The sequence below is a fragment of the bacterium (Candidatus Blackallbacteria) CG13_big_fil_rev_8_21_14_2_50_49_14 genome, assembly GCA_002783405.1.
Classification (GTDB): Bacteria; Cyanobacteriota; Sericytochromatia; order UBA7694; family UBA7694.
Genome location: PFGG01000052.1, coordinates 1 through 18,600, shown reverse-complemented (window position 1 = coordinate 18,600; position 18,600 = coordinate 1). Strand labels below are relative to the sequence as shown.

General features: G+C 42.6%; 9 protein-coding genes. 8 read left to right on the top strand and 1 reads right to left on the bottom strand.

The features are described 5' to 3' along the window. The first annotated feature begins 37 nt into the window (after positions 1-37). Positions 38-1,675, top strand: coding sequence for a hypothetical protein (locus COW20_12505; protein ID PIW47402.1), 1,638 nt, complete (start codon positions 38-40; stop codon positions 1,673-1,675). Next, complete coding sequence (locus COW20_12500) at positions 1,675-2,499, top strand: hypothetical protein (protein ID PIW47401.1); 825 nt, start codon at positions 1,675-1,677, stop codon at positions 2,497-2,499. Before COW20_12505 ends, COW20_12500 begins: the two co-directional genes overlap by 1 nt. A gap of 73 nt (positions 2,500-2,572) precedes the next feature. Here COW20_12500 and COW20_12495 read toward each other — a convergent pair whose 3' ends face one another. Then, positions 2,573-8,749: a hypothetical protein gene (locus COW20_12495; GenBank protein PIW47400.1), complete on the bottom strand. Its 6,177-nt coding sequence runs from the start codon at positions 8,747-8,749 to the stop codon at positions 2,573-2,575. Between the two features lie 236 nt (positions 8,750-8,985). Here COW20_12495 and COW20_12490 point away from each other — a divergent pair, with 236 nt between their 5' ends. The 6 genes from COW20_12490 (at position 8,986) to COW20_12465 (ending at position 18,211) form a co-directional block, all read left to right on the top strand. Further along, complete coding sequence (locus tag COW20_12490; protein PIW47399.1) at positions 8,986-9,231, top strand: hypothetical protein; 246 nt, start codon at positions 8,986-8,988, stop codon at positions 9,229-9,231. 874 nt (positions 9,232-10,105) lie between these two features. Next, positions 10,106-12,163, top strand: coding sequence for a hypothetical protein (locus COW20_12485; protein ID PIW47398.1), 2,058 nt, complete (start codon positions 10,106-10,108; stop codon positions 12,161-12,163). A gap of 183 nt (positions 12,164-12,346) precedes the next feature. Next, on the top strand, positions 12,347-13,471 hold the full coding sequence (locus COW20_12480; GenBank protein PIW47397.1) for a hypothetical protein: 1,125 nt from the start codon (positions 12,347-12,349) through the stop codon (positions 13,469-13,471). 1,304 nt (positions 13,472-14,775) lie between these two features. Beyond that, positions 14,776-16,365: a hypothetical protein gene (locus COW20_12475; GenBank protein PIW47480.1), complete on the top strand. Its 1,590-nt coding sequence runs from the start codon at positions 14,776-14,778 to the stop codon at positions 16,363-16,365. Positions 16,366-16,443: 78 nt separating this feature from the next. After that, the gene (locus COW20_12470) at positions 16,444-17,130 is read left to right on the top strand and encodes a hypothetical protein (GenBank protein ID PIW47396.1); all 687 of its coding nucleotides are present in this window, start codon (positions 16,444-16,446) and stop codon (positions 17,128-17,130) included. A gap of 532 nt (positions 17,131-17,662) precedes the next feature. Then, on the top strand, positions 17,663-18,211 hold the full coding sequence (locus COW20_12465; GenBank protein PIW47395.1) for a hypothetical protein: 549 nt from the start codon (positions 17,663-17,665) through the stop codon (positions 18,209-18,211). Positions 18,212-18,600 lie beyond the last annotated feature (389 nt).

Below are 18,600 nucleotides of genomic sequence, written 5' to 3'. Positions count from 1 at the left end.
TGAAAAAAGTAAAGTTTACTGAGAAACAGCCATCAAGATGGTCACACCCGTAAATATCTATACCATGCTCGCGCTTACGCTCTCGCGTTTAAAACAAAGGGGGCAAGAACTGCTTGCCCATCTGCCTGAATTGCCTTCTGAAGAAAAATTTACATTCAAAAGCCCCCAAGCGCTGCCCCTTCAGAGCCTGCCCCTCGCTCCTGAGTCTCCCTTTGCACGGGTTTTGTCGCTTGAGCCTGTTCAACCCAATCTCAGCAAAGGGCAAACCTGTCAACTGAGGGGTGAGCCGATTCAGAATATTCAGCCTGAAACGCGTTATGCCTTTCCTGTGCTCGTGATTGAGCTGATCGCACCCGATCAGCACAGCGAAGAACTTGAATTGAGTATTCCCCCCTTCAAAACCTTTGCCCACGGCAATATTGCCCGACATCTCAGCGAATATCTCGCCACCAGTCTCGATTTAGATTTGGAAATGCTGGGGTTTCAGGTGCTGCGCCAGGATTCAAGGCTTGTATTTCAAGCCTTGCCCGGTCGGGAAGGTTGGAATATTCGAATACAAGACTTAATCCTGATGCCCCTTCCCGCAGGCTTGAAGGCCTGTCATATGGGTTTAAAACCAGGGCTGTCGAGCCTGAACCAGGAGCAAATTCCTGGAACCCTGGGGCAGCTCAACTTTGGCAGCTACCTTCTCAACGGCATAGAGATTTCTCTGAAACTTGAAAACCGTCAGAGCCAATTCTCTGGGGTTTATCAAGAGATTTTAAACCAGTTGAACCAACACACTGCAGAGACTGGGGTGCGCGCCAGTTTTAATCCTGAAAATTATCTGGTTTTAACGCAGACCCAATCAGGCAGTGCTGGCAAGATCGAGATCCGCCGTTTAAGTTCAGAAAGCCCAGAAATCCAAGCTCTTCACCTGCCTGAAGGTCTGTTTATGGGCGAAGAAGCTCCAGAGCCAGAAACGCAAAACCAAGTCTTGGGCCAGCTTGAACTCAATGGGCAGGTTTATGATTTCGGTGAGGAAGACCTCTGCAATCCTGAGGCCTTGCAGTTACACATCAAAACGCTAGCAACTCAAATATATATCCAAACGGGCCTACAGATTCACTTGGATGCCGAAGGTTTTTTACAAGTTGAAGGCCGTGAAATTCAACTCAAGGATTTGGGTACCCCTTGGCAGTTTGAAAGTATTTGTGCCCAAAAGCTCTCACCTGATTGGGATTTATTGCAGACCCATTTAAATCATTGGCTTGAGGAAGCCAACCAGTGCTTGCGTCAAATCAGACAAAACCCCAACTTAAAACCCCTGGAGGCTCCGCTGCGTCAGATGTTGCTTTCTGAATTGCCGGGGCAATCCGGAATTCACGTCAATCTCAGCCCAGAGACGGGTTTGCAGCTGGCCCTGAAGTTTGAGCTTTTACAAAAAAATTACGCCGAAATCCATGCCGGATTTGCGCAATACCTTCACAGTTTTCCAACAAAAACTGAAAAGATTCTGCACAACTTAAGTGAACTGGAAAAGCATCCTGAACCCCAGCCCACGGCGCAGCGGGTATCAACGCCTCAATATGCCCAGTTCATGGCAAAACCAACTCAAAAAAACAGCCCCGCGCCCAGTTCACTCACCGAACCCGAAGAAGAAGGCCCCTTGCCTTCCTTTGATCATAAAATATAGTGAGCATTCTCAAAATGAAAGCAAACCGCATTGCCGTTTTAACAGATTTTGGCACCCAAGATGCCTATGTCGGACTGATGAAAATCGTGATCGACAGAATCAAGCCCGGAGCCCCGGTTTTGGATTTAACCCATGAGATTCCCCGGGGAGACATTCACTGGGGGGCGTTTACGCTCATGACCAGCCTGCGCTATTTTCCTGAGGGAACCGTGGTCTTGGCAGTGATTGATCCTGGGGTCGGCTCCAAACGCAAAGGGCTGTGTATTCAGGCCGGTCCCTTTTGGCTGGTGGGCCCCGACAATGGCTTGTTCAGCTATGTTTTAAGGGATTATCCTGCCCAAGCGATTTACAGCCTTGAAAACCCTGGCTATTTTCTCGAGCGTGTCAGCCCGACGTTTCACGGGCGCGATATCTTTGCGCCTGTCTCTGCCCATCTCTTGAATGGGGTTTCACCCTCAGATTTGGGCCCGGCCTTGACAGAGATTGTGAAACTGGAATGGCCTGAGGTCAAAACGCAAGCTCACCAGATGCAGGGCGAGGTCTTGTTCCACGATCATTTTGGCAATTTAATCACCAATATCTCCCGAGAGGATATGGAAGCCTGTCGGAACCTCAAGATCGGCCCCCACGAAAACCTAAATTGCAGTCTGCAGATCAATGGCCATGTTTTAACCGAAATCAGCAGCACCTATTCACAATCGCAAGCAGGTCAACTGCTGGCCCTGTGGGGGAGCAGTGATTTTCTTGAAATTGCAGTCAATCAGGGCAATGCGAAAAACTTCCTCAAGGCAGGGAAAGGCACCCAAATCCTGCTGAAACCTTGAACTGAGGCACCCTTGACTTGAACGCACTCCGTTAAAACCTGGGGATTCAATCCCTTGGTTTCAATCTTTTGACTTAAGTGCCCTTGGCTTTCAGGCGCTGGTAAGCCGCTTCCAGCTCGGCATGGGCGAATTGGTTGATGCGTTTGAGTTCATCGGCACTCAAGCTCTTTGCGAAAACCTGGTAATCCCGGCCTTGCAGAGAATTCACAAGTTTTTTGATCAGATCTTTTTCCTGACGATCTACGCCTTCAAGGAAGCCCTTGTCGGAGGCCAGATAAGCCGCCATGATCGCCCGGTTTTCAAGTGGGTAGTTTTTCAGATCCTTTTCTTGGGCCAAGGTCTCACGTAATACATTGTCATAGTCATTGCCCACCGCTTCCAGCATTTTGCGTAACTGCTGGGAACTGGCCTGTTGAAAGAGGCGCTGACGGGTGCTCTTGCCCATGTCTTCTACAATATCCTCAAGTTCGCTTTCGCTGCGGTTTTGCAGCACCCGCTCCTGAACTTTTTTGACCTGGCGTTGGCGGGCTCCCGCATTATAGGCCTGAGAATCTTCATAGTTGAACTGAATTTCAAAATGATTGTCTGGCGCCAACTCCACGCGTTTGATCTGAAGATTGTCCTTGTGCAGGATTGCTTCGGTCATATCGTTCAGCGATAAATGCAGGCGGTTTTCGTCCTGAGAAAAATCAATCAGGTTCTTTTCAAGCGAATCAGCTACTTTGCCTGTGATCAGGCCTTTGGCGCTGATAAAACGCAGGAGTTTGACACGATCCAATTCAATCGACATGCGATCGCCCTCAAAATCGGCTTTGACCAAGCCCGCCACAAACCAGCGGTCAATTTTGACCTGAAATTCTCCATTTTTGATCTCCACCGAGGCATTCAGATTGGGCAAACCCCAGGCACTGAACTGTTGTTTGAGCAATTGGTTGATCGCCTGATTAAAGGCCGGTTGACGGGGCTCAAAACGGGCCTGACCTGAAAGCTCCACCCGTGGGGAAGCATCCGGGTTGGGATTGAGGCTCAGATGTTTTAAATCGAGATTCAGATCCGCTTTGCCCAATTGGGTCTGCAAACCGGGAATTTGAAGCTGTCCACTGAAATCTTTGGGATTGCGCAGAGCGTCTTCCTGGCCGGGCTGGGTGATTAACTGGCCCTGATTCAGCTTAAAGGTCAGGGTATCATTGGTAAACAATTCAGACGGTCGCGTGCCAAAATGTGAAGCGACCTGGTTCAAGACTTTTAAAGCATTGGGGCTGGCGCTTAAAAGCTCACGCACCTTTTGCATGCGTATCCGTGCATCGCCCTCAATTCCGCGAATCTGAAGATCTTTTGCAGTGACCAACCCTTCATGGGCACTTACCCCAGCCAAGTGGGGGTCTGCGCTGAGTTTGGTGCGGGCTGTGGGGGTACGCACTTCTGCCATTAAATGCCCATCGACTTGATCCAATTTGACATGCCCGGCATGGGCCTGAATATCATGGACCTTGGCATCTTGAATCCGCCCCGCCAGATGGGCTGAGGTTTTGCCATCTTCTGAGAGGCTGGCCTGGGCCTGGACTGAAAGTTGGGTTCCCTGGATATGCGCGCCTTCTTTGCCCACTTCGATTGAGGCAATGCGGTTCTGAGCTGAAAGACTGCCGTGATCCCGGCGCTGATGCCCCAGGCTTTCAGAGCTTGAATCGGCCTGGTAATCGCCCTGAACCTGAAGCTGGTCGAGTTTGAGCTGTTCGGGCCGTGAGGTCAGGTGCTCAAGACCTACGCGTGCATCCAACTGGGTCTTTTCTTTGCCCTGTTGAATATTGAGGCTGCCAGAGGTCTGCAGATTCGCAAGCTGCAAGACTGAATCCTCAGGGCTGCTGCTGCTGGTTTCAATGGAATCCAGGCCTCCCTGCACAGAAAGATCCGCCTGGTGCAGCTTGGGGCCAGACATTTTCCCGCTCAGCTGGCCTTCAATTTTTCCAAATTTCAGCTGAGAGCTGCCGTCGGCCTGGGTGCGCACTTCTCCGGGCTGGTAACTCAATTTGCCCTGGGCAGATATCTGGTTGCCCAAGCGATCTTGCGAATCGCCTGAGACCGTGAAACGGGTTTCCCCCCAGGTGGTATGGCTTTCAGACTTGGTGCGTTCGCGGCGGGTTTGATCCTGCTCGGCATGCACGCTGAGGCTTGAGTGGCCCTGGGCATTTTGACTGTCGACCGTGAGATTGGCCTGCAAATCGCGCAGCCCCAACACCATTTGCTTGTCGTTGTCAGACCAGTCCATGCCCCCTGCACTTACGCCGAGATGGGTCTTCAGCTCGGCCTTGTCGAGCAGCTCTGAAAAATTATAGATCTCTTCAATCACCTGATGGAAAGATTGGTCATGCATCAAATCCAGAATCCGCTCCAATTGCTGGGTGCTGATTCCAAACTGCTCAGCAAAGGCCTGAATCTGTTCGCGATCTGCCCCAGAAAACCACTGGCTGAATTGCTTCTGGCCAAAGGCCCGAATCAAATTTTCAAGTTGTTGTTTACTCAAGCCAAAAGATTTGAGGCGCTCTTGCAGGGCATCTTTAAAGTTTTTAAGAATATCCTGAATCTTTTCAAGCGATTCAGAATCCAATTGGGTACTTGCGTCGATATCTGCCCTAACAGCACCCATTCCAACAGATTTCTGCGCTTCGCTCCAATGGCTGCGGAAATCAGCAATACTGCCAGATAACTTAATAAACTCAGAGCCATCGGCATGCAAGCCTCGGGTATCTCCAGAAATTTTAGCAATATCCAGCTGAACCCCTGAAGCGTCCAAGCCTGCTTTCAGGCCCTGGGCCTGGCCTTCAGAACGCACGAGGGCGTTTCCTGAGGCATCTTTGAGAGCGGCATGCATTGTGCCGGCCCCCTTGGCATCGACTTCGATTTGGCCCGTGGGGTTGCTGATACGGGCAGAGGTATTGGCCTGAATGCGGATATCCAAGGTTTCTGCATTTTCTAAGGCTTTGACAAAATCACTGGTGCCCAAAAGGGCTTTGACCTGGGGCTGCCAGAGGATGGCGATGGTGCGGGCGATTTGGGCTTCGGTCAGGCCCATGCTGTGCAGAATGCCCTGAAGATCATCTTTTTGACCGGCTTCCACCAGACGTTTGAGTTCAACTGGGCCCACCGCCTCTACCAAACGGTTGAAGTCTTTCAGCGCCAGGCGCAGCTCAGCTACGCTTTCTGCTTGGGGGGCTTCGAGCACGTATTTGCCACGCGCATCTTTGCGAAACTGACTGTTTTCTAAAACGGTCTCTAAATGCAGGCGGTTGCCCTGCCCATCCTGGTACTGGGCCTCGGCCTGCAAGCTATCGGCCTTGAGGCGTGAACTGCCGGGGCTGTCATGCCGCCCCGAGAGCCCTGCGGCTCCGGCCTTGAGTTCGAGCCGATTGCCTGAGGATTCAGTCGCCTGAATCTGGGCTTGGGCTGCCCCGTCTTTGAGCGAAAGGTGAAGCTGATTGCGGGCGGGCACAAAGACCATTTTCTGAACAAAATCTGAATCTTTGGCCAGCTCTGCCAGCTCCTGCTCAGAGCCAGATTTCAAGCGTTCAATCTGGGCCTCACTGAGCCCGGCATCGTGCAGGGTTTCCAAGAGTTCAGCCGCTTCCCGGTTGGGAGGCTGCAGGCGGGCCTGAATCGTTTTGAGCAGCTCTGGGGTGATTAAATTTTCACTGGCATCCAGGCGCAGACTGCCGGCCTCAAAATGTGCCTGGGCAAGCAGCCCGGTCTCGTGGTCTGCCCGTTCGGCCTTCAAATCTGCAGACAGATTTTCGAGCCTGACTTCATTGTCAGACAAAACCGCCTGAAGCCGTTCGGGCAAGTCGCTGACCCGCAAGAGAGCCTCTAAGGCCTGGGCATTTCCCGATTCAAACACGGCGATTTGTTCAGGGGTCAAACCTGCAATTTTAAGCCGGTTCATAATGCTTTCGCGCAGAAAAGGTGCATCCTGAAGCCGTTTCTGCAATTGCTGCAGCCCTTTGATGCTGATCGGTGTGGTCAAAGAATGCCCTTCGAGACTTTGGGCTGAAACTTCTAAGTTTGCTCCGGCATGTACCTGATCGGCCCCTGTCTCTTGGGTTTCAGCTTTTAAATGCAACTCTTTGCCCTTGACCTGGTAGCCCTGGCGATCAATGGCCAATTCCCAGTGCCCGGCCTCAAAGCGCACCATGGCAGACTGCAAACGGGGCAGGAAATCGTCAAGTTTCAGCAATTGGCGCAATTCCTTGCGCGAACCCTTGGTCAGTTTTTGCAGCGTTTCATCACTCAAACCCACAGACTGGAGGGTTTTGAGCAGCTGTTCATTGCCCTGCTTGAGCTGATCCTGCAATTCCTGCAAGACTTTCAGGTCGATTTTAACCTGGCCTTCGGCTTGGTTCAGTTCGAGTTTAACCGGTTGCGCGGCCCCGCGAGTGACTTCACCGGTTTGGGCCTGCAAGCGGGCATGGTGAACCTCGCCTTTTTGCCCGGCGGCAGGGTTGTACTTTAAATCGGTGCCCGCCAGCGAAATGCGTTGGGCCTCGGTTTTGCCTGTGTCCAAATGGGTTTTAAAATGCGTAAAGGCTTCCCCCTGGGTGGATTGCCCACTGATCTTGCCATTGAGGCTGCCACGCACCTGATGATCGGGGCTGACCTCTAAATGGCCTCGCAATTGCATGCGGGCCTTGCCTTCTTTGCCCAAGACGGCTTCTGTGCGGGGAACAAAGGCAAAATCCGCCATTTCATCGGCCTGAACATCCAAATTAAAATCGGCTTCCTGAATCACCGCCTCATGGCGCAGCTTGCCGCCCTTGGCGATGTCGATGTCCAGCCCATACTCCAATTGAACCCGTGCGCTGTCGGAAACCCGATCGCGCTGACTGGCAGCAGAGACGGTGGCCTTCTGATCTGAGCTGCCAGCCACGGGCACATTTTTTAACTGCAATTGAATGCCTTTGGCCTGAACCTTGGCCTGGGTATTGCTGCGATCGGCCTGCAGGTCTAATAGCATATCCGCTGGCGGTTTGCCATCTGAGCGGGGAAGGGGATTTTTTAACTGGAGTTGCAAACTGGGCTGCAGCACCAGGCGCTGACTGACTGGCCCACGGGACTCACCCAAATGCCAGTTGGTATAGGTGCCCTCGATGGTTTTGACGTGGGGGTGAAGTTTCACGCCCATGGACTGCTGATCGACGGCCCGCTCCATGCCCGAAGAAACCCGTTGCAACAAGCCATCGCGCAATTTCCAGGCGGCGGCGCGCAAACCAGGCACAGAGACATCATCCAAAGCGGGAATTTGAATCTGAAGCTCACCCTCTGGGGAATGCTTGATTTGAATTTCTACCGGAATATCCTGAGAGGCTGAAAAACGTGAGACCCCGGCACTGAGGGTGGTGGTGGCATTGACAATATACATGCCGCGCTGGGCATCAAAATGCTCGTTTTGCAGTGAAAAACGAAAGCCGCCACTGAGACCCAAAGCAGAACCTGACATATTGGGCAAATTGGGGTTCAAGGCATCATGAATGACTTCAGAGAGAAAGGGATAGCTGATCTGCACCTGGCCATTGGCCCTGCCCTTTAAATCATCGCGGCTGAGATCATTGACTCCATCGATGTCTTCAAGTTTTAACTCGCCACTGAAACGCACATCTTGCACTCTGCCCGACAGAGCAGGGGGCCGCTCGCTGAAGAAGAGGCTCAGTGTTTTTTGTTTGGCATCGTAGGCCAGGGTGGTCATGCCATCGTCCAGGGCCTTGGCCACCATTGAGAAATCCTGGGAGTTCTGAGCATTTAAGACGCTCTTCAGTTGGGCCCGTTCCTGGCCTTCGATTCTGCCATTGCCATCGCTATCGGCAGCCTTTACAGCGTCGAGCACCTGCTTATCTGGTTGTAAGATGGCTGCCGCCAGACTTTGAAAGCCCGTATGCTGTTCATTGTTTTGAAAGGAGACAGAGGAAAGGGCAGAGCCTTTGCGACTCAATTCCCGCACGGCGTCAGCAAAGGCTGTGAGGGTTTTGCCATCGGCCCTGCCATCGAGGGCGTCGGCCAAAAACGTCTCAAAATCCCCGTCGGGATTGGATTTCAAATAGAGGGTTTTGAGCTGGTCATATTCTTTGCGGGTCAACTGTTGATCCTGAAAGACCTTGCCCAAAGCTTGGGCGGCGGGGTCGTCTTTCAGGGTATTGGGATCTTTTCCGCTCTGTCTGGCATTCCAGAAAGCCTGCATAGAGCCGGTCTGAAAGCGAAGATCTGACATGCGGAGTGTTTTCCTTATCGTGGTTAAAATGATTAAGCTGAAATACCTCTTCTATTGTAGCAGCTCAAGCTTTTCAGCTTGCCTCAGATTGCTGATTTAGTCTCAAAAAAGAAGAGAAAGCTTTAAAATGGCCCACCTGGAGGGGCAAAGCAAGGGTGAAAGAAATTCTGCTCCCCGAGAAAATGGGGTTTGGCTGAAAGTGTTCGCGGCTGAAGAAGCTAACTCTGTATTAAGATATGCGGAACGTGAAGTTAATTCAGAGATGTGCTGGAGGAGAGCAACAAACCTTTCAGCTAACAGTAGGATTCACCTCAATTGATAATAATATCCTCCCTGTCACAATCTTGCCCATACGCATTCGCTTGAAAAATGGAAAGCCTGCAGGCCGAAATTGGAGCCAGGCACTGAAAAATGACTCAACACACAAACCCTTCTTCTGTATAATTCCGGATTTTGTGCGTTATCCAGAAAGCGATGAATGATCTATTTTTGGTGTTCACCACTCCCAGAAAGTCTCTTGCCTATTGAGGTTTTCATCCAATTATGACAAACAAAATACAATTTAACAAATTTCAATATTTTGTTAAAAAACTGTACTTATGTGACAAATTTTTGGTCTCTGATGGGCTCTTGATTCTTTTTCGATTGAATTGTATTCTATGGGGGTGGTTTTGATTCTGTCCAGCTGTGATTGCCTGTTTGCGGCAGGGTTCTGTCTGGATTTTCCTTGGGTAGAGCATGCTTTTAATTTTGGAGTTATACAGAAAGAGAGTAATTCTCTAAAAAGTGGAGTTATACAGAAAGCGAAGAATTCTTCAGAGGCAATATACTGGGGTGGATAATTCTTCCTGGGGTGGAGTTATACGGAAACAGGATAAGCTGAAAATGCGCGTGTTAGATGGACCTTGAGGGCTTGCTTGGAAAGTGCTAAATTTCGCTGATTTGGGGGGCAAAGTGGAGTTATACTGCAAGGCTGAAAAGCTGATGGGGATTTGTGTTGAGAAGGGGGGCTGGGGGTGGTGATGGGATTATCCAGCCCCTGGATAATTACTTGTTGCGGCGGACTTGTGCGGGCAAAACCCAGTCATAATGTGCGTTTTAGGATGGAAAAATAATGCGGACGAGGCAAGAGATTAGACTATGACTCAATTTGAGGCGCATAAGAAAAAACTAGATTTTAGGCCCTGCGCCGCGCAACTAACTCACTCACTTGACTGCGCAAGTGGTTTGTTAAAATCATAATTAGTCCTATGTGCTATCCTTATATTTTAAGTTGTTATATGAATTTGAAATACGGTTTAATTTCTGTCTTTCAAGTTAATGTTTTGAAATCTAATTAATTATATTTATAAGTTTATGACAATTAAAAGCATTACTATCAAAAACATTTTTTCATTTGATAATTTTCAAGTTGATGAAATTAAGGATATTAATTGCATTGTAGGGAAAAATAATGTTGGTAAGTCTAATTTTCTAAAAGCATTACAATTTTTTTATGACTGTTTAGAAGAAAAACGAGTAATGCCTCCATTGCTTCATAATAATTATGATATTTTTGGAAGTATAAAAATTGTTTATGATATGACTCGAATTTACTCGATTGTTACAAATTATAATGAGCAGTTAAATAACCCATTCTTCAAAAATATATACAATGTTTTTTTTAAAAACACAAAAAATCCATTTTTTACTATTGAGCTAAATATTTTATCTAATAACTCAATAAAATGGTCTGTAAAAAACAGAGAGATCATTAGAATTTTACATTACCTATATCCCTTGTTTACAATTGATACCCGAGAATTAAATTTATATGATTGGGGTGAACTATGGGAAAACGCAAGTAAGTTAACTTCCTTTAAAACTCATAATGTAAGTCAAAAAGATATATTAGAATTCTTCGATACACATATTGCTCATAAGCAAGGAGCATATACAAAATATATAAACTTAATCGAAAATAACTTTAATCAAAACCCTGTTTCGGTAAAAAAATATTCTACGAGAGAAAAACTATTTAATTATATAAAAGTTGGAGTATCTGGTCATAATTTTGAATTAAATAACGAAAATCTAGAAATTCAATCGAATGGAGCAAATTCATCTGCTTATATACAGATTTTTCTGTCAATCATGGTAAATTTAACAAGATCTAGTTATATTTCTCCAGTTTTATACATTGATGAGCCTGAAATAGGTTTGCATCCTAAAAAAGCGGAAGAGTTGGTTCAAAATTTAAGTGAAATTTATTATCGATTTTTAGGAAAAACTAAAACTCCTTTACCAAAACTATTTATATCAACCCATTCTCCAAACATACTAAAATATAGTATTAAGTTATTTTCAAATATTCAACAAGTTATACATTTTAAGAAACGATCAACGAAAAATTCGCCTACTCAAGTAAAAAGATTTAACTGTAATATTTATTCTAGTAAGTTTTTAAATATATTTAGTGATAATGAATCAAGGTTGTTTTTTAGTAACTTTGTTTTGTTTGTAGAAGGAGAAACTGAAATTGAGTTATTTGGTAATCAATTATTATCAAAAAAATTTCCCATCTTAAAAAAAATAGATATTTTTTCGTGTTCTGATAATGTCATTATTGGTAGTTTAAAAGATACATTATCAGAATTAAATATTCCATATTTAGTTGTATTTGATTTAGATAAAGTTTTAAATTTTGATATTAATACAAAAAAATATAATTTAAAAGATCAAAAGACAATTTTTAAGTTAAAAACCATTGTTGATGATGATTTTAACTTTGGATTTAGATCCCAAGAGTTGATTTCATACAATTCTCATTTAAAAAAATTAAAAAAATTACCTTTAGATAGTGTAACATATTCACCAAAAAGTCTTTTCGCTCAAACGAATTCTAACAAGTTTGAAGACTATTTAAGTAATTTAATTAGCTTTTGTTGGTATCATAAAGTTAAAATAAATTACTCAACAATTGAAGAAGCCCTTATTAGTTCTGATTCATATGATATTTTTATTGAATGGTTAAAAAGTGTCCCAAAATTCTTAAAAATATCTAGAGATTCAGATATTGATGAAATAGTTAACTACTTAATGAGTGAGTTTAGTTTAGATTCAAATGATATTGTGATGTATTTCAGACTTATGTTTAACGGTAAAAGTAGAAGTTTAGTAACATATAAAAATATATTTTCTGAAAATAGTCAAAGCAAACAATATCAATCAATTGAAAATAAAAAAATACTAGAATATTTGCAGGCAAAATTATGTAATAGAATTGAAAAAACTGAAGGATGGGTAACAGAATTTTTGAATTTTTCAATTCATAAAATTGAATCAAAAAATTTAAACTTTTATAATGAATTTAATAACACATTTCCAGAATTAAATACTATAATTAAAGCTATAGGGTATAGCTTGAAAGATTAGGAATTTTGCTTAGGTAAAATGTATGCTTGTCATACCTAGTCCATTTTACACAACCTGACGGGGTCACTTCGTAATATTATCTATTACGATATCAGCACTTTAACGCTGCGCGTTACCACACGTGAAAGGTTGTTTTGGTTTCAGGCTATACCCTTGAAGTTTCATTCCTAAATAGAGTGAGTTATGAAAAGACTTTCTAGACCTGAATTTATCAATCTAATTGATAATGACACGTTCATTGAATTTACAGCCGGAAAAATTTTTAATATACCTTCATCTGGCGTAGTAGAGTTTCAATTAAGTAATAAATTTTTTTATAAATTAAGAACTGATATCAAGCTGTGGAGTTTTTTACGCGTAATTCATTCGAATCTTAATAAAAATTTCTTAAAAAAAATTAGTTTAAATAGCTCCGCTATCGCATTCAGATCTGGATTATCCTATATTAATTTTTTTTCTCCACATATAGAAAATTATTTCTTTTTAAGGTTAGATATTAAATCTTTTTTTCATTCTATATCTAAGAATTTAATTAATAATGTATTTTCTTCATACTTTAGGGACGAGTTTATTGACAAAAACAGTCAAATTTCACTTTTAGAATATTTTATTTTTTTAACAACTTTGTATATTGATGAAACGTATAAAAATAATCAATTTAAATATCAATATATTCTTCCAATGGGCTTTTCAACTTCTCCATTAATCTCAAATATTGTTTTTAGAAGCATTGATATTCAGATTTCAAATATCTGTTTAGAATATGGGGTGACCTATACTAGATATGCTGATGATATGTTATTTTCTATGCCAAAAAATGCAAATCCACATATTCAAACAGATGTTTTTTATGTAAGTATTAAGTCAATTTTATCAAAATATGGATTTTTTATAAATAAACATAAGGTCATATCAAAAAAAAATACAATTTCCATTAACGGATATACTTTGCAAAATACTCCAAATATGTGTGAGTTTAGAGTTTCAAATAAAAAAATAAAAATTATTCAAAAAATTATTTATGAATATAACAAAAATACTGAAATATCTGCTATTTTAAAAAAATGTTTTAAATACAATATTATAAAGAGATTTACTACACCTGAAAAAGTCCCGAACAATCTGGTTGAAAAATATAATAAGCATCAATTGATAAATAAAATTGCTGGATATAGGGCATTTTTACTTTCATTTATTTTGTTCAATCACAGATCAAAATTAATGTCTATAGAGACTTCAAATAAATATTTGAATCTCATTAATGAGTTAGAAAAAATTATGAGAAACATTTATTTAACTCTAGATTAAAGATGTTGTTAATTTTTTAGAATTGATCATGTTATCTATTTGTGAATAAATAACTTGATTTTCTCGCCCAACCATGCACATCGTACTGACTCGTTCCACTCGCAGCACATGTGCGTCGTTGCCATGGTTTGCCACACGCAAGCATATCCTTATTCTAACATGCTTTCAGACGGTATGCAATATAGAATTTTAGTGTATACAAAATTAGTTTTCAGCCTTTCTGAACTTTTTAAAGAAGGGGTTTATAATTAAAGTGTGTGGCGCACAGGGCAACAAACTTCATCGTCTTGACTGGCGCAAGACATAAATATAGACTAAAAATTTTTGAATTTATATTCTTTTTAATTTAAATAATTATTAAAGTCATTATTCAAATTTTTAAATAGGCCAATGTTATGAAAAAATCAAGGAAATCTTGTTATGACACATTTTGCCACAGTAATTATTTTGCTCAGATAAACTGACGACCCGGCTTATTAATTTTGCTTGCTATAGCTATTTTTTAACCTCAGGACTGGATGTTACAATGATAGATGAATTGAAACAGCTTTTTGGATTTAATGACCGGATATCAGAATCCCTGGCGTGACCTGCCAGTTCTCCTCCTGACAGGCGCAAGAGGGCTTGAAAAATCTTTTATTTAGCACATCTGATACGGTCATAATTTCTGAATAAAAAAATTTGAGGCGATTATGGGTAATTACGTGTCGGGTTCGCACCTTTCTTATCCGGATTATTTATTGGCAAAGTCTTTTGTGGATGATCTGACATCATCAGCATCTCAATCTTCACAACGGGTTTCAATGACAATTTCTCGTGAAGCCCGTGAATTGATCGCTTCTCAAGAAGCCCTATCCCGTGAGAATATCCGCTTTGTAGAGACCCAAACCAGAGAAATGATCACTTCGCATGAAGCTTTATCCCGCGAACATATGGAACAAACTAGAGAACTTTTTTCTGAACATAAAGCTCTGGAGCGTGAAAATATCCAAACCCTGAATTCCGGTTTTGAGCAGTTGTCCTATGATTTGGGTGAGATAAGAGCATCCATATCTGAGCTAAATGCGACTTTTCACTGGGGATTTGGAGCTGTCCTTGCCTCTCTTGGACACATGAATGACTCCCTGTCTGAATTGGTCAAAATTGCCAAAACCCCAGTCCAAACAGTTGCTTTTAACCACTTTGAAATTGCCCGTGATGCTTTTAGGCAAGGACTATTTCAAGAGTGCCTGGATGAGCTGGAAAAGTCGATATCGGGGGACCATACGTCGTCTGGATATAAACTGGAATGGCGATTTCATCAGATGAAGGGTACAGTATACCTCGGCTTTGTCAATGGGGATCTCTCCCTTGTGAATCTGGACAAAGCTGAGGAATCGTTTTTGCTGGCCGCTCGCTATGCGAAAACAGATTATCCTGAAGATTCTGCGCGTGCGTTTTTATCAGCCGGTTGGGCCGCTTATTGCCAGGGGAAGATGAAAGAAGCGCTGGCTCATACAGAAATGGCAATGACACTTCACCCCCAAATGGGAGAAGCCTTTTTTCAGGCTGCAAAGGTTTTAATGGCAACAAATCAGGTAAATTTAGCTTTACCCGTTATAAGAAAAGCCATTGATCTGGATCGTTTTTATATATTCAAGGCCGCTGGAGATGGCGATTTTCAAAAACACAATGACACATTCTGTCACTTCCTAAATGATTTAAGAGCTGAAAAATACAACCAAATTCTTCCTGTGACTCAGGAGCTGGCTGGTCAATTGGATTTTTATCGTCAAAATAGTCCCGAAGCGTTACATGATCAGCGCTTACAGCAAATGGATTTGTTTTTAGACACAGGCCATAACTGGGCTTTATATGATCTGGTGGATTTTTCGTCTGTGCTGGAGCAGTTTCGGACTGAACTGGAAAAAAAGCGAATCTGGCTTAATGAGGATGTCGTGCACACCCTTTACGAAGAAGACCCTGTCAATGAGGTATATCGAGCAGAGGTCAAGTATCAAGTCGAGGAGGTCTATCAAGAGGAAAAAACCTATCAAGAAAGAGTGATAATCAAGCCTGCCGGGCTTTGGCGCGCTGCAGTGACTGAATTGCAAACTAAAACCCACATGGTGGATAAAACCCGCCTGGTGTCAAAGACCAACTGGGTGGAAAAAACACGTATTGTAATGAAAACTGTTGAATTTTATGTTGGGGAAAGAATTGAAAAAGAATACAATGGCTTAGGAGTTCTTATTAACTCTAAAAGTTATATGGATAATCCGAATCGCGTTAAAAGTTACGTAGATCATTATAATCAGGATTTTGTCTTGATTAAAGCAGGAAGTTTCAGCAGGGGAGTAGGAAGTAATGCGAAGTCTTTCACCGTATATCAAGATTTTTATATCGCTCAATATCCTGTCACCCAAAAGCTCTGGCAGCAAGTGATGGGGGATAATCCATCGAAAAATAAACGTGATGAGAATTGCCCGGTCGAGCAAGTCAGTTGGTATGATGCACAAAGCTTTATTAAGAAATTGAATGATCAGGCAGGGCAAAATGTCTATCGTTTGCCCACAGCAAGAGAGTGGGAATATGCCTGTCGGGCAGGCAGCAACGGGAATTACTGTTTTGGTGACAAAGAATCCGAGTTGGGCCAGTATGCTTGGTATGATAAAAACTCTGGCGGTCGCACCCATCCTGTGGCCCAGAAAAAACCCAATGCCTGGGGGCTTTATGACATGCACGGCAATGTTCAGGAATGGTGTAAAAATGAATTTTACGAGCCTAGTATTCTTCGTGGCGGGGGCTGGAACACAACTGCATACAGTTGTAGCTTTGATAATAACAGCAATACGAACATTCTCCTCAACATCAGGTCCGACGACTTCGGGTTTCGGCTTGTCAGGTCTGAATAGCTTGTACCCAAATTGGTAAGCCTGATACAGGGGGTATAATTCGCTTTTAATAGGCGTAAGAGAGGTTTCTGATGAAAAATGCTCCGCTTTCTGGCAAAACTTCCACCCTCTCGACTGGTGCGAGAGGTTATAATTACATTTATGTATTATGCTCACAATGGAACGTGTAGGCTACATCGTGTTTTGTACAATAGAAATCATACTTACTATTGGAAAAAAGCCGTGAATCTAAATCTTCCACTGCCGCCCAAGCATAAAACGAGTTGTGAATTTATAACATATTGGTCGAGCAAATATATCTATTCTGATGAATGGAAGTACGATCAAAATATTTCACTGACAAAGCCATTTACTAAAGAATCCCGAGAGCAACTATTTCAATGGAAAAATGGCACTGGGGATAGAATTGCTCAGCACAAGATGAATGGTATCCTACTGAATTATCCTCTTCATTTTTGTGGAGATATAAAAAGACGCTATCTTAACGCATCACAGTCAGGTGGAGCAATCTGGAATATATTTTATGCTCACTGCCTTGAACCAGAAAATTGGCCAATATTTGATCAGCATGTCTATCGTGCTATGCAATTCCTAAAAAAAGGATCAATTTTGGAACTAAGTCAAAAAAATAAAGATAAATATGAGGTATATTTAAATGAATACATAAATTTCTTTAAGTCTTTCTCTGGGCACCCTCAAAGAGAGATAGACAAAGCCCTAATGTGTTTCGGCAAATATTTAAAGGCAATCAAACCTTACATATAAACCCATAAGCCAACAATCCGCTTCAACCTGACTTGCTATGCTGCGCAGGTTAAGCGGAGTGTTGTGTCGACATCCGGCTTGACGCTTTCCCGAGAGCGAGCCGTAACTTTGGGCGATTAAATAAACGAAATGCGAGGACTACAGGTGTAGGATGTTGATATGTAACTCGCGAGAATCTACAATCACTGAAGATGTGACCTTTGGAGCGCGAACCAGCCGGTGCACCTTAGATGGTAAGTAAATGGGCGACTTGTCTTAGCTGAAGAGCGGTTGAGTAGGCCAAAAGAAGAGGGTTAGATAAATAGAGACGGACAATAAACTACGGGATTTACGAGAAGTAGAGATTATGAATAACTCAAAAGGCGGGTTAATAAAAGCGATGCACCTGGATAAAAATAACCCGAGAGACAATTGAGAATTAAAGTGAGATTAACAAGCCAGATGCGACACAACCAGTGTATCCACCTGACTTCGCAGGTGACAGAAATTATAGAACTATGATTGTTAGCTAAAGATTAGAGAGCTAATTCAGATGATTATTGCAAATTCAGATATCTGTAAAATAGTAACCAGACAAAAAAATGATTTTGAATGGTATTGGTATTGGTTAAATAACGGAGATTGGAGGACTACTGATGCTCCATGGGAAATAACTTCTCCAAACGAAAAAGAAGAAATCAAAACGGTTTTTAATAAAGGTATTGATAATGAAATCACAGGGCTTAGAACTAGAGTTTGGATAGAGTCAAATAACCTTAGAATAGGTAGCCTGAATTGCTATGGGTTAAATATTGAAAAGAAATCAGTGAAAATAGGAATTGGAATTTATGAGCCCGAATATAGAGGGTTAGGTATTGCAAAAACAGCTATCAAACTTTGGGTGAAATATATTTTTGAAAATTTTGATATATTGCGTATTGAGTTAGAAACATATGATTTTAATATTTCAATGATAAAAGTAGCAGAAAAAACTGGATTTAAGCTAGAAAAAATTGAAAATAATTTTATAGAATGGAAAGATAATAAAATAGACAAATATTTTTTCTATATTAACCGTGTTGATATTAACAATAATCTGTAAAGAAAACCTTTATGCGATGCTGCCTAATTCGTGGAAAAAATGTTTGAAGGTAGGTACCGTCAATGTAATTACTAAACTCAATTAGCTTATGCGATGTTAAAGCCCTAAAACCGCCCACAAAAATGTTGTTGAACAAAATTTAATTGATTACAACCAAATTTGAGTGACTGGATAAACAAGGATATTTAATGACCCTAAAGTTATTTTTAGTTAAAATTTTTATACAAAAATATGCACACACAACAAAGTGCTTCAAACTGCCTCATACACTACTCGCTACGCTCGGCGTGTATTCGCAGCTTAAGCACAGCGTTGAGTTTGTAGAAAAACTAGTAATAGATTCAAAAAGCGATATAATATAAGTATCCCATTGAATTAAAAAGGTGGTT